Annotated in this window: 12 protein-coding genes; 3 read left to right on the top strand and 9 right to left on the bottom strand. The window is 51.4% G+C overall.

Translation table 11 applies throughout. The features are described from left to right. Positions 1-589: 589 nt before the first annotated feature. Entirely contained in the window at positions 590-2,989 is a 2,400-nt protein-coding gene (gene helD / locus AB4Z33_RS28400) for an RNA polymerase recycling motor HelD (RefSeq protein ID WP_442053128.1), read from the top strand. 243 nt (positions 2,990-3,232) lie between these two features. Here the strand turns inward: helD and AB4Z33_RS28405 are convergent, their stop codons facing one another. Beyond that, positions 3,233-3,676: a GlcG/HbpS family heme-binding protein gene (locus tag AB4Z33_RS28405; protein WP_442053129.1), complete on the bottom strand. Its 444-nt coding sequence runs from the start codon at positions 3,674-3,676 to the stop codon at positions 3,233-3,235. A 199-nt stretch (positions 3,677-3,875) separates the two neighbouring features. Continuing rightward, positions 3,876-4,475, bottom strand: a complete 600-nt coding sequence (locus tag AB4Z33_RS28410; RefSeq protein WP_442053130.1) for a carbohydrate-binding family 9-like protein — start codon at positions 4,473-4,475, stop codon at positions 3,876-3,878. A gap of 169 nt (positions 4,476-4,644) precedes the next feature. Between AB4Z33_RS28410 and AB4Z33_RS28415 the strand changes: the two genes are divergently transcribed. Further along, complete coding sequence (locus tag AB4Z33_RS28415) at positions 4,645-5,049, top strand: CHRD domain-containing protein (RefSeq protein WP_442053138.1); 405 nt, start codon at positions 4,645-4,647, stop codon at positions 5,047-5,049. 181 nt (positions 5,050-5,230) lie between these two features. Here the strand turns inward: AB4Z33_RS28415 and AB4Z33_RS28420 are convergent, their stop codons facing one another. The 7 genes from AB4Z33_RS28420 to AB4Z33_RS28450 all read right to left on the bottom strand — a co-directional run bounded on the left by AB4Z33_RS28420 (position 5,231) and on the right by AB4Z33_RS28450 (position 13,950). After that, complete coding sequence (locus AB4Z33_RS28420; protein WP_442053131.1) at positions 5,231-5,443, bottom strand: TM2 domain-containing protein; 213 nt, start codon at positions 5,441-5,443, stop codon at positions 5,231-5,233. Positions 5,444-5,586: 143 nt separating this feature from the next. Continuing rightward, positions 5,587-7,467, bottom strand: coding sequence for a cache domain-containing sensor histidine kinase (locus tag AB4Z33_RS28425; RefSeq protein ID WP_442053132.1), 1,881 nt, complete (start codon positions 7,465-7,467; stop codon positions 5,587-5,589). Further along, complete coding sequence (locus tag AB4Z33_RS28430) at positions 7,460-9,091, bottom strand: response regulator (protein ID WP_442053133.1); 1,632 nt, start codon at positions 9,089-9,091, stop codon at positions 7,460-7,462. Before AB4Z33_RS28430 ends, AB4Z33_RS28425 begins: the two co-directional genes overlap by 8 nt. Before the next feature lie 39 nt (positions 9,092-9,130). Then, complete coding sequence (locus AB4Z33_RS28435) at positions 9,131-10,393, bottom strand: FAD-dependent oxidoreductase (RefSeq protein WP_442053134.1); 1,263 nt, start codon at positions 10,391-10,393, stop codon at positions 9,131-9,133. Between the two features lie 72 nt (positions 10,394-10,465). After that, the gene (locus tag AB4Z33_RS28440) at positions 10,466-11,998 is read right to left on the bottom strand and encodes an extracellular solute-binding protein (protein WP_442053135.1); all 1,533 of its coding nucleotides are present in this window, start codon (positions 11,996-11,998) and stop codon (positions 10,466-10,468) included. 106 nt (positions 11,999-12,104) lie between these two features. Then, a complete protein-coding gene (locus tag AB4Z33_RS28445; RefSeq protein WP_442053136.1) occupies positions 12,105-12,980 on the bottom strand; it encodes a carbohydrate ABC transporter permease in 876 nt (291 codons plus the stop codon). Positions 12,981-12,993: 13 nt separating this feature from the next. Continuing rightward, positions 12,994-13,950, bottom strand: a complete 957-nt coding sequence (locus AB4Z33_RS28450; RefSeq protein ID WP_442053139.1) for an ABC transporter permease — start codon at positions 13,948-13,950, stop codon at positions 12,994-12,996. A 110-nt stretch (positions 13,951-14,060) separates the two neighbouring features. Here AB4Z33_RS28450 and AB4Z33_RS28455 point away from each other — a divergent pair, with 110 nt between their 5' ends. Further along, a complete protein-coding gene (locus AB4Z33_RS28455) occupies positions 14,061-14,156 on the top strand; it encodes a CHRD domain-containing protein (protein WP_442053137.1) in 96 nt (31 codons plus the stop codon). Positions 14,157-14,268 lie beyond the last annotated feature (112 nt).

A 14,268-nucleotide genomic window follows, 5' to 3' on the forward strand; every position in this document is an offset into this window, starting at 1 on the left:
CCCATTCCCATTCACCAAACTAGCCCGTTTAGTTGCCTGATATCGAACTAAACAGGTGGCTCGCTTGGTATAAGACTAATTAGTTGCCTAGAATGACACTATTGCGGATTAGCTGACTTTTGGAGCGTACCGCCTCATGCCGTGTAGGAGCTTACCTCCCATTTCGAGCTCCATAATTTCCTAAACAACGAAGAATAACCCCGCAAAGCGCTTAATCAACGCTTTGCGGGGTTATTCATTTACCATCGTTCACCGGCGGCTCGTTACACCTATTCCGTTGCAGTTACTGCAACGGAACGGCCCATTTCCCCCTCATTCGCACACCGTCTCCACCAGCTCGTACATCGCGTTGCGCACCTCAAACCGCTCCTTTTATCCCGAATGCTCGTTATAATGGCAGTATACACTTATTTCCGCGCGGCATGTAATAGTCACCTCGCGCTTTGGTTGATTTTGTGGAAACAATAAGATAGACTCGTTGAACGGCGGTATACGGCCATTTAGCAAATAATGAGCATATCCTGATATTTCAAATATCATTCATCCATCATTAATTATCATTAATAGCAAGGTTAGGAGCGTGGCTTCATTGAGCAAAGAGCAAGACTGGGCTAGCGAGCAGCAGAGAGTCGACGAGATTACGTCCATCATCGAAGAGCGAATCGCCAAAATCGAGGAGGAAGTCGGCTTCGTGCGCAAAGACGTCGTAGAAATGCGGCGCGAGTTCTGGGATGAGGTCACGATGAACTTTATGGAAGAGGTTGACCTTGGGGAAACGTCCATTAGTATGCGGCAGCAATCCGAGGTATTGTTCGAGAGGGAGCATCGGCACAAAAATACGGCAGTAGAAATTAAGAAGCTTCGCAAGCTGCTGCAGTCGCCATATTTCGGCCGAATCGACTTCGCCGAGCACGGAAGCGAGCCGGAGCGTATCTACTTGGGCATTGCGTCCCTGCTTGATAAGGACGACAACGAATTTCTAATCTACGATTGGCGTGCGCCGATCTCGAATCTATATTACGACAGCACACCCGGTCCTGCTTCCTATCGCAGCTTAAACAGCGAGATCGAAGGCGAGCTTACTCTCAAAAGACAGTTCGGCATTCGCGACGGCAAAATCCGGTTCATGTTCGATACGGGCATAACGATCGGCGACGAATTGCTGCAAGCCGTTCTGAGCCGCAGCGCAGATAGCCAGATGAAGAGCATCGTCGGGACGATTCAGAAGGAGCAGAACCGCATTATTCGCGATGACCGCAGTCAGCTTCTCATCGTTCAAGGAGCCGCGGGCAGCGGCAAGACGTCGGCTGCCCTTCAGCGCGTTGCTTATTTGCTCTACAAATATCGCGGGCAGATCAGCGCCGATCAAGTCGTTTTATTTTCGCCGAACCCGATGTTCAATAGTTATGTGTCCACCGTATTGCCGGAGCTCGGCGAGGAGAATATGGTGCAGGCAACATTCCAGGAATACTTGGAGCGCCGGCTCGGGCACGAGTTCAAACTGGAGGATCCGTTCGAGCAGCTCGAATACGTGCTCTCGTCGGCAGCCGAGCCGGGTTACGATGCCCGCATGGAAGGCATTCAATTCAAGTCTTCCGATCAATTCATGCAATTAATTACTTCCTATAAGGAATTGCTGCTGCATGAAGGAATGATCTTCAAATCCATCCCTTTCCGCGGCAAAGCGGTCATTACCGCAAGTCAATTGAAAGGAAAATTCTATAGCTACGACGGATCGATCACGCTGGCGAACCGTCTCGCTCTGCTGCGCGACTGGGTGCTCAAGGCTGTTGCCAAGCTTGGCAAGGAGCAGTATGGAGAGTTATGGGTCGAGGAGCAAATCGAATTGCTCGATCAGGATCAGTATCAGCAGGCGTATGAACGGTATCTAGCCCTGACGGGCGGCGACGAGGATCCATCATCATCGGATAATACGATGAGCGAACGGGACATTATGGCCCGCATGGTCGTGAGCAGCAAGCTGAAGCCGCTTCGCAAGTGGGTTAAGGCGCTTCGTTTCGTCGATACGACGAGCCTCTACTGCGAGCTGTTCCGCAATAATTCACTTGCGAGCCGCTTAGTTGGCGATGTGTCATTGCCGCCTCGCTGGCATGAATTAAGCAGCCAAACGATTAATCGCATTAAAGAGGGCGAGCTGGCTTATGAGGATTCCACGCCTTACTTGTACTTGCGCGAGCTCATGCTCGGCTTCCACTCGAACAACGGCATCCGGTACGTATTCATCGATGAAGCGCAAGATTACTCGCCGTTCCAGCTCGCCTTCCTGCGGCGGTTATTCCCGCGGGCGAAGATGACGGCGCTGGGCGACTTCAATCAAGCGATCTACGCCCACTCCTCCGCCTTGCAGGATGCAGGACCGCTTTATGCGCTGTACGGACCCGAGCAGACGGAGCTGATCTCGCTCACCCGCAGCTATCGCTCGACGCAGGAGATCGTTCAGTTCACGCGCGGCATGGTGCCGGGCGGCGAACATATTGTGCCATTCAACCGCAGCGGCGAGAAACCTGCCGTCACGCTCGTGAAGGAACGTTCGATTCTGCACGAGTCGCTGGCTGCCGATGTTCATAAGTTAATCGACCAAGGGTATGAATCCGTCGCGATCATATGCAAGACGGCCAAGGAAAGCGAGGCAGCCTTTAAGGTGCTTAAAGATTTGCTGCCTGTTGCGCCAAGGCTCATTAAGAAGACGACGCCGAACTTCGAGAAAGGCGTGCATATTATTCCCGCTTACTTGGCGAAGGGCGTGGAATTCGACGCCGTCCTCATTTATAACGGTTCGAAGAAACAGTACTCCCGCGAGAGCGAACGCAAGCTGTTCTATACGGCATGCACGCGCGCGATGCACCTGCTCCATATTTACGCCATCAGCAAGCTGACGCCATTCGCCGCTTCGCAGCCGGACGACACTTACGTCCGAGTCGAGGTGCGGGAAGAGGCTGCAGCCGCCGGCAATCCAGGCTTGGTATAACAGGCATGAACAAAAAAGGCCCTTGGACCGCGATTCGCGCTCCAAGAGCCTTTCTTGTTGTCTGGTTTACTGGACTAGCTGACTATAGAGCATTCTTCCAACAAACTAGCTATTACTTTTACCCATTTTGCCGATTTTGTGTAAGTACCGACTCACAAATCCTCCAAAAATTCAATTCTGCGTCGGTACTACCCCGTGCAACAGAATCAATGATACTGCTGACACGGTGCTTCATAACTAATTCTAATAAGTATAGCGTCCCCTTCCATTCGCCTTCAACATGCTCTCGAAAGCGTAGACAGCAGCAGAAGCCACTTCAATATCTTGGGCGCTCGTGCCCCCGCTGACGCCGATCCCCCCGACAATTCTCCCTTCGCCGATCAAAGGAATCCCCCCGCCGAGAATCACGAGTCTACCTTCGTTGGTTGTATTAATCCCAAACGTAGGACCGCCTGGGAGAGCGGATTGCGCTAGATTAGCTGTCGGCATCTGCATCGCCACACTCGTCCAAGCCTTGTTCTGTGAAATATTAATACCCGCGATTCTTGCATTGTCCATACGGTGAAACATGATCAGATTCGCGCCTTCATCGACGATTGCAATATCACAGTTAAGCCCCATTTGCCGCCCTTTTTGCTCCGCGACCTCAGTCAATCGCTTTGCAATATCCAATGTCATTCTGACCATATCACACAACTCCTTGTTATGAAGCTCAGCACGATGCAACATGCACCGTCATTCTAACTGCATGATATGGTCATTCCCCCAGAAAGGTGAGCGTCATTTGCTCCATAAAATCTCTGATCCGGCATGATTCTTTGAATCAAGCGTAAACGGCTATCGCCGTCCTCTATAGTGTGGTTTTATCGTACGGCTATCCTATATTCTACTCCACAAATACAAACGTACCGAAATGCTTTGATAAATGGAAGTGGATCGCGCCTGTCGGCGACCATGCCCAGAAGTGGCGGTTGCCTTGCTTATCATCGTCGATCCGGTACATGTTACAGCGCCACTCCGAGCCAACGGCCGGCATATAGTCGAAATTCGACAACGGGATATACAGCTCGCATGCCCAAGCTCCATCATCCCCGGATACAACGGTTGTACGCAATCCGTCCGCATCCCACTGCTTGTTGACATCGATATTCCCTTCACCGTCATTACCGATCATCGCGTCATACACGACGTTGTTAGGGCTGACGACAAATTCCCTGTACAGCTGGCCTTGGGTGGTATCATCGAGAAAGATCTCTACAACATCCTCTTGATACAGAGGCGCATCCCTCTCCGTCATCGTCGATACAACATGGTCGTCCTCGCAATCGAAACGAACCATGATCGCTTCCTGCGACCAGCACGCCTTAACCGTCGTGCGCAGTCTCGCTTGTTCCCCATCCACCACTTGCACAAGGGAAACGGCCTCCAGCTCGGTCCATTGCACCGATTCAATCGTTCCCTCTACCTTCCTGCAGTTATATCGCATCGTCCTGCTCCCTTCGGCGGTATCATCATAATATGCCTAATTATACCATCATTCAGGTTTCCCTTTTCGTAAAAATTCACTTATTACATAGAGTCATAGACTTATAAACAAGCCATCCTTCATCTGCGGAATAGTGTATAGCATTACGAGCATAGGGGAGTGAAGTCTTATCAGAACGTACAAAGCTTGTCTACTAGGAAGAAACGAGGTGCCGCCGGTTCGGACGAATGCAACGGGAACCGCTTTTTTCCGTCTCAACAGAGCGGGTACCGAGCTCAGATTCCAGCTAGTCGTCCGCAATATCGCCAAAGTCACGGCAGCTCACATTCATCTTGGTCAAAAAGGTGTGAACGGACCCGTTGTTGCCTTCCTGTTCGGACCGAATAAGTTCGGCATTTCCGTCAGACGCGGCGTCGTTCGCGGCGTTCTTACGGCTGCGGATTTAGTCGGACCCTTGTCCGGACAAACAATTGCTGACTTGATTACCGAGTTTAATGCCGGCAACGCTTATGTGAATGTGCACACGATCCAGAATCCGAACGGAGAAATACGCGGTCAGGTCAAAAAAGTGTAGTTTTTCGCTATACAAACATGAACAACAAAAAAAAAGACRAGCCCAGCGGCTCGCCAGGCTGTCGAGACTTTCTCGACAGTCTGAGGCACATCCCCTCAAGGATGTGCCTTTTTGTTGCATTCATCACGTTAATAAACCTGCAATAATGCAAATATGTAATTAAATATAATTAAGTGATAGGTTATGCAGTAATTCTCTTTCCTTCACTGTCTTTAAATTGTTGTACAATTATCATGATGAGATCAATAAGCAGCCAAATACCAAAGCCGCCAATCGTAATAATTTGCAAAATAGCCGTACCTATCTTGCCCACGTAAAAACGGTGAATAGAAAAATACCCCAGAAATATACAAAACAATAACGTAGCAACAAAGGATTTAGAACTCTTTTCCACACTTCATCCTCCTAAATATGATATATTACACCATTAATCATTATCGTCGTGAAATGAATATTTTGTCAATGATTTCTTTATCCACTAGATTCTAAACATCTAGAACGCGAAAAAGCACCCTGAAGGGCGCTCTCCGCAACTACCTATCTATATCCATCCAACTCCACTGCTCCGTCTCCAGCCTTAAGCCTCACATAAACCGTCGTACCCAAACCTAGCTGAGACGTTATAGACAATCCGTAATCATCTCCCGCATACAGCTTAATACGTTCGTTGACGTTGAACAATCCGTAGGAGCTTCCGCTGCCTAGGCTATTCTCGCTTTGCGGCTCAGCCGGTTCGGTGAGAAGATGTCGCGCCCGTTCCTCTTCCATGCCAATTCCGTTATCGGATACCGTGAAGAGGAGATCGCCGTTATCCTCCTTCGCGGAAATTACGATTGTGCCCCGCTTCCCCTTCGCCTTGCGAATGCCATGAAGCAGCGCGTTCTCAACGATCGGCTGCAGAATCAGCTTCGGCATTTGATGCTCTTCCACTCCCGGCTCGAGTTCCAGCTTGAATTCGAACGTATCCGGGAATCGGCTTTGCTGAATTTCCAGATACACCTCCGCAAGACGCAGCTCATCTTCCACGCTGACGATGTTTTTGCCTTTATTGAGACTTAACCGGAAATATTTCGCCAAGCTGTCGATCATCCCGCTAATATCGGTTGCGCCCTTGCCGATCGCGATCCAATTGATCGTATCGAGCGTATTGTACAAGAAGTGCGGGTTAATCTGAGCTTGAAGCGCCTGAAGCTGCGCCTCCCGCTCATGGATCTGAGCTTTGTACTTCTCTTCGACAAGCGTTCGCACGCGAAGAATGAGATGGTCGACGCTTCGCTCGAGCATATGGAAATCGCCGTTAACAGGCGACAGCTCGTTCAGGCTCTCCGACCCCTCCTTGCGAATAACGGTAATGACATGATTCACCCGGCGATTCATCCCGCGCACGATAATAGCGAGCAGCACGAATGGCAGAATAAGAAACAGCGCGACGTATTCAAGAAGCGACGTCCACTCCGAACGCTGCGTCAGCTTCAGCGCTTGAGGCGACAGCTGGGATTCGGTACCCTGCGCAACCAGCTTCCAGCCGGTTGGGTTCAGCGTCGTGAACATAACGTCATTGGCTTCCCCATCGAGCTTCAGCGTGCTGCTGCCCTGGTCTCCTTGCTTTAATACGCCCTCGATGGCAGCATCAATCGAAGCCCCGATCTTCTCCCGATCAGGATGATAGACGATAGATCCTGCCTCATCCACGAGATATACTTGCGTACCCGGCGCAAATTGCAGCGCCGATAATATATTCGACACCAAGCTTTCCTTCACATCGATCATGAGCACGCCTGACACGTTGTCATAGTGATCCGGATCCCTCAGCATACGGGCAGAGGAGAAGATGCGGGCGTTGCCCGCTTCTAAGTACGTTTCCTCGTACGCCCCTGTCCACACGATGCCGCCGTTGCCTTCGATAATGCCGTCATACCAAGGCCGCTCCTTCAAGCTGTCCAACGTAAAAAAATTGATTCGCTCGCCAGCATACAGCTTCGACTTGTTCACGAACAAGCGCACATGGAATACGTCGGAATTGGACTGCACGGTATCGACCAAATACCTTAAATCCTTGATCACCTGCATCTGAATGCCGATCGAGGCATCATCCGTTCTCGCGGAAAGGTAAGAATGGAGATTCGTATTCATGAAAGCGGCATTGCTAATATCCTCGATATGCTCCAGCCGATAAGCGAGATTGCTGCCCGCTTGCTTCAGCGCCTGCTGGGTTGTCCGCACGATTTCACTCTTCAGAATGGCAGCAGAACGCTCGTAATAGCCGTACAGGAAGACGGCGGCCGGAACGACGATCAGAAGCAGATAAGCAATAAGCCAAGGGCGGGGAATCGAAAGGCGGTGAGCAAAACGCCGGATCGATCCCGTCGTTTCACTCCCGCCGCTTTCCCTTTTGACAGACCTGCGGTTTCTATACATAGTTGTCCCTATACACGCTCGGCGTCACCCCAGTCGCCTTCTTGAACAGCTTTGTGAAATAGCTCGGGTCGGTATAGCCGATCGCATGGCATATATCATAAGATTTATATTGCGKATCACGAAGCAGCTCTTTCGCCTTGTCGATGCGCACCTGCGTCAAATACTCGCCAACCGTCTGCCCCGTCTCTTGTTTAAATAACAGACTTACATAAGTCGGCGTTAGAAACACCGCCTTGCCGATATCGGCCGCGGTCAAGTCGCCGTTCGCATAGTTCTGCTCGATGACGGCTCGCACCCGCTCCACTAGATTCGCTACCTTGCCCGTCCGCTTCTCGCCAATCCGCTCGCATGCCGCGAGCAAATAAGCTTCAAGCAGCTGGCACATCTCGCCCAGCGTTTCCTTATCGGATAACGCTTTCCATAAGGATGCCTCCGCCTGCTCCAGCTCCGGTGACTGTACGCTCAGCTCCATGAGCAGCTGCCCCACGGTAAGGACTAGCTGCTGGCAGACGTTGAGTCCATATTTCAGCCCATCCCGCCGGTTACGGCTCAGGTCACTGAAAATAAGACCTAGCACCTCGCGCAGCCGCTCGCCTTCAGCCGCTTTCAAAGCCGATACGAGCTGCTCGTTATGAACGAGATCGTATTTATTGATACCGCCCGTATCTGTCACCGAGCTCTCTAAGCTATCCATCGTAATGATGCGGTTTTTGCCCAAATACCATTTATGATCGGCTGCTTCGCGCGCTTGCTTGTACGCGGAATTTAGGTCGGACAGAGCCGATACGCGGTCGCTAATGCCAATCGTAACGCCAATCTTCAAGTAACGCTCCAGATTGCCGCGAATATCGCCGGCAAGCGCGAACAATGCCTCCGACGCGTCCGAAGCAAGCTCCCCCTCCGCACGCAGGATGCCAACGAACTCGCCGCCACGATGCTCGATCACATACCCGCCAACGTACGTATCGATCAGTTCCTGACATATATTCAGAACCCCATACCAAAGCAATTGGCGATCCCGTTCGGTGCGGCTGCCCATTACGTCCGCAAGGTCGTCAACGGAGATAACAATGACCCAATAACAAGCCCTTACGGGTAACCGCAAGCCAAGAAATTCGATCCGCTCGCCAAGCTCCGCATGCGGGATGCCATTCCCGATCAGCGACAGCAAAAACTTCTCGCGCAGCAGTGGCATGCCCTCTTTCAGCTTCTCGAGCAGCTCCTGCTTATGAAGCTGCTCCGCCCGCTCGGCATCCAGCTCGGCTACTACCCGCTCAATGACCGCGCTAAGCTCCTGCAGATTAACCGGCTTAAAAATATAATCAACGGCGCTAACCTTCATCGCCGACTTCAAATAATCGGCATCGTCGTGGCCGCTCACAAAGATGATTTTGCATGCCGGATACCGCTCCGCAATTTGCCGCGACAGCGTGATGCCGTCCATATTCGGCATCCGAACATCCGTCAGGATCAGATCGGGCTGCTCCCTCCCGATCATCTCCAGCGCGACATCCCCGTCATCTGCCTCTCCCATTACTTCGATCCCGTAGGACGTCCAGTTGAAATAGGAGCGTAAGCCCGTTCTGACCGTCGGTTCGTCGTCAACGATTAGCAATTTATACATCGCTCTGTCCTCCTTCCCCCATCATTCGCACCACAAGCATTACTTGCCGATGAACTTAACCCCTTGCTGTTCCAAAATAGCATGCAGCTTATCCATCGATACGTCTCTCATAGCCGCCTCAGCATCTTCACTGTCCAACGATACAGCAGCCGCAACACCAGCGGCCTGGCCCAGCGCATAACAAGTCGCTTGCACGCGCATCGAGGACATCGCGACATGCGTCGCGGCGATCGCTCTGCCCGCTACAAGCAGATTGTCGATCGCGGCTGGCACCATACAGCGGTACGGAATATCGTACCCGCTAATCTTGCGCTCATCCGTCGTTTTCTTCGCATCGGGACTATGAATGTCGATCTCGTAATTCGTCTGCGCGACCGCATCCGCGAATCTGGTCCCGGACACGACGTCATGCTCGTTCAGCGTATACAGCCCTTCGATTTGGTTCGTCTCCCTGACGCCTGTCTGCGGAGCAATATGGGAGATCGCATAATTCTCGAATCCCGTTCTCTGCAAATAATGGGCGATCGAGTACACTTGCCGAAGCGCCTCTGTCTCCGCGTAATTAACTTCTTCTATTTTAGCGCCGTTCGCCTTCACGCGCGACATATTGACAAGAAGCACGCCATCGTCATTTTGCTCCCAGTACAGTCTCCGCCCTTGCGGCAGATCGGATACGTCTTCATAACGGTAGCAGCCTTCCGGCAGGATTGGCGTTACGGGCTTACCCGTATTTTGCATCGTGAACATAAGCGTCATCGGCTGCGTCAGGCCGTCCTCTTCCCTGCCCGTGTGATAAGGAACGCCAGCATCGATCGCTACCCGCGCATCGCCCGTGCAATCGATGAACCGCTCCGCCTCGAATGCCCGCAGCCCCTCGCGAGTCGATACGATAACCGCGCGGATTCGGCTRCCTTCCCGAATCGTTCCAATGAATTCGCAGTGGAAATACACCTGCACCTGTTCCTTCTTCATCTTCTCGTTCAAATACTGACGCACAATGAACGGCGAATATTGAGGAGCGATCGATTCATCATGCCCCTTAGGCAAGTAATCCGCCAAGATTTCCGAGATGATCTCGCGGTAGATGCCGGTTACGTTGCCTACGGGCATGAAGATGCTGACGTTAGCGAGCGTACCCATGCCGCCAAGCTGCGCCGACTTCTCCAGCACGATAACCTTCTTGCCGCAGCGTGCTGCGGCAATAGCAGCAGCCGTACCCGCTGGACCGCCCCCGATAACGATTACGTCCGCATGCGCATGCGTTTCAACCTTGCGTTCGAATGCATAATTCACGTTGTTCATTATAATCTCTCCCCAGATCATTGGAATGAAGGAAGCGGCGAGCGCTCTCCCTGACCGCCGCCGCTTATCCCATTATTTCGTCGTAACATACCAGTCGTTGATTTCCTTCGAGCTCGCTTCCGCTCCTGCTGCCTTATACTTCGCTTGGAATGCTTCCAAGCCGTCCAGCGTTTCCGCGCCAGCGATCAATTTAATCGTATAATCGCCAACCATCGATTCCAGCTGCATGTTGTTCTTCGCGTAAGTTGGCATGTACGGCGCCACGCCAAGCTTGTTCTGAATTTTCACATCATCCGATTGTTTATTATTGATAAAGTCGAACGCTTCGAACATGACCGGGTTTTTGCGGACGCGCGCTTGCCAGTATTGCGGATATTTCTCCTCATCCGTTCCGGCCATGTAGTTGTTTGCCAAGTTGCGCTCATCCGTGAAGATTGGAAGAATCGGCGTGTACGCGCCATCCTCAACCGTATAGTGCGTACCTTCCACACCGATAGCCATCGTCTTGAACGTCTCCTCTTCCAAGCTTGCATTGATCCATTTGATCGCATCCTCAGGATGCTCGGATGCCTTCGGGATGAACGTTAGGCGGTCGAAGCCCGCGTTCGCCGCGAAGCCTGCCTCGTCTGCCGGACCTTTCAAAGCAGGAATAAAGGAGAACTTCGCATCAGGCAAGTTTTTCGTCATCGTATCGGAAATCGTCGGGATATCGGCCCAGTGGACGATGATCGCTCCGGCTTTGCCGCCTGCGAACTTCTCCTTCGCCGTTGCATCCTTATTCGCTACGAATTCTTTGTCGAGCAGACCTTGCTTGTAAAGATCAGCCATATATCCGATGTAATCCTTATAGGAAGGATCGAGCACCCGCGGGACAAGCTGACCGTCAACGTCATTCCATGTGTTCGGCAGGCCGAAAGCGCCTACGATATTGTCGAGCATCGGAAGGTCGCCGCGGATCGTCAGCGGTACGTTATACTCGCCATTGCCGCCTGGATCTTTCTCCTTAAACGCTTTCAGAACAGCGGTCAATTCATCCGTTGTGGTAGGCATTTGCAGATTCAACGTTTCCAGCCAGTCCGTCCGGATCAGAATACTCGCATTGACCGGATACGTAATGGAAGTCGGGATCGCGTACAGCTTGCCGTCCACCTTAAGCGCATCCATCGACTGTTGCGAAATCGCGTTTTTGATATTAGGACCGAACTCTTCGATAAGCGGCGTTAGGTCGACAAGCGCCCCTTTTTGCGCATAATCCGAATATAAAGCCATGTCGCTGTAAGAAGTAACGAGATCATACCCCTCGCCGGAAGCCATAATCAGATTCAGCTTCTCTGCCCACTTGTCTTGCGGAAGCATATCATACTGCACCTTGTAGCCCGTTTTCTCTTCCAGCAGCTTCGCTACAGGGTATGTGTTGTAATCTTCATTCTGCCAAACGTTAAGCCGTTTCAGCTTCACCGACGACGGACCGGATGCTGCTTGGTTGCCGTCATTTCCTGATTTGGTGTTATTCTCATTGCCATTGCCTGACGAGCAGGCGGCTAGACTACTTACCATAAGTACAGCAGCCAGCGTGATCATGACCCCTTTTAGACCCTTTTTCATAACGTGACCCTCCTGAATGTATTATTTATCATTAATTGTCCAGAAATGCTAGGCAGGTTCACTCTCATTCCGAACAAGTTAACGCACGCTTAGCATCAACACCAACTCAACCCTTGACCGAACCGATTAATACGCCTTTGATAAAATATTTCTGAAGGAACGGGTACACCAGCAAAATGGGAATCGTAGACGCGATAACCGTTGCCGATCTGACCCCTTCCGCCGGAACGTTCATCAGATCGTCCGCGCTCTTGTTAAGCGCCGAGGACGTATCTGCATTCATGACAATGTCCTGCAAATAAAGCTGAAGCGGCTTCAGCGACGAACTGTTGATGTAGAGCATCGGATTGAAATAATCGTTCCAATAATAGACCGCATAGAACAGTCCGATCGTTGCCAATACGGGACCGCTCAGCGGCAAGATGATGCGGAAGAGGATCGTGAAGTTGCTCGCACCTTCAAGCTTTGCGGATTCCTCTAGGCTGGATGGCAGACTCTCGAAATAGCTTTTGATAACGAGCATATTGAACACGCTAATTAACGCTGGCAGGATGAGCGAGCCCAAGCTATTGATTAAGTTCAGTTCGCGGATAAGCAGATAGTTCGGGATAATGCCTCCGCTGAACATCATTGTGAATATGAATAGGACGATCAGAATGCCCATACCGGGAAGCTCGCGCTTCGACAATGGATAAGCCGTCATCGCCGTAATGAGCAGCGACGCCAGCGTTCCGACTACGGCAACCAGTCCCGAAATAAACAAGGAATGAAGAAATTGATCGTTCGTGACGACGAACTTCATCGTATCGAGCTGGAAACCTCTCGGGAAGATCCCGACCTTGCCCGCTACAATTGCCCACTCCTCGCTGATTGCCTTGGACAATACATTGGCGAACGGCAGCAGCGTCATGAGGCCCATTAAGGTCAGAGCGAGATAAATGCCGCTGTCCAGCGCGTAGTCTCCGAATTTTTTGCCTCGCATGTTAACCCCCCCCTTACCAAATGCTTCTCTGCAAAAATTTGCGGCTGAGCATATTGCCGATCACGATTAGCAAGAAGCCGACCGCTGAATTGAACAGTCCGACTGCTGTGCTGAAGCTGTAATCCTGCTGCCCCAGACCCATACGGTACACGAACGTGCCGATGACATCGCCGCTCTCATAAACGAGCGGATTGTACATCGTTAAGATCTGCTCCGTTCCGGCCTCCAAGAGGCTGCCGATCCGAAGGATGAGCATGAGCATGATCGTAGGCAAAATGCCCGGGAGCGTGATCGAGAACATTTGCCGGATACGTCCCGCTCCATCGATCGCCGCCGCTTCATACTGTTCTTGCTCGATGCCCGCGATAGCGGCAATAAACACGATCGCATTCCACCCGATCTCCTTCCAGCCTGCCGTGAAAACGACGATGCTGCGGAAGAAGTTGTTGTCGGTCAGGAACGATATCGGCTCCCCGCCGAAGGATCGAATGATTTCATTGACGATGCCGCCCGAAGGCGACAGGATGTTCACGAATAACCCCGATATAATGACCCACGATAGAAAGTGGGGCAAATATATGATCGTCTGGATCGTCCGCTTGAAGAACATGCGCCTTACTTCGTTCAGCAGCAAAGCAATGACAATCGGTATCGGGAACAAAATCGTAATCTTGTATAAACTGATCAGCAGCGTATTAACGAGGACCTGCAAGAACTCATCGGAGTGCATGAGCTTCTCGAACTGCTGCAGCCCAACCCACTCGCTGCCTGATATGCCGCCGAAAATATTAAAGTCCTGGAACGCGATCACGACGCCGTACATCGGCGTATATTTGAACAATAGCAGGAAGATAATCCCCGGAATTAAAAGCGCGTACATATCGAGATTGCCGCGGATCAGCTTCCATCGGCGACCGCTCTGCTTCGGTCTTCCCGAGGCCTGCATCGTGTCTGCTTTACTCAACCTCATCACCTTCTTTTCTCTGTCGTGTCTTCATTGTAAAGAACGGGCCTAAAGCTGAGTAGYAGACAATCCTTTGATTTATGGTCGAATTCTATAGAGATTGCTGTAGTTGCTATATGCCTCGCCCATTCATAGAATCATACGCTTATGTGAATGTGCACACGATCCAGAATCCGAACGGAGAAATACGCGGTCAGGTCAAAAAAGTGTAGTGTTTCGCTATACAAATTTAACAACAAAAAGACGAGCCCGGCGGCCAATGTCATTAAGTTAAGGCGCAGGGCCAAAAATCAAGAACAAGAGCAGGTTATCGAAAAGATAGCC

It is taken from the genome of Paenibacillus sp. 2TAB19 (assembly GCF_052115185.1).
GTDB lineage: Bacteria > Bacillota > Bacilli > Paenibacillales > Paenibacillaceae > Pristimantibacillus.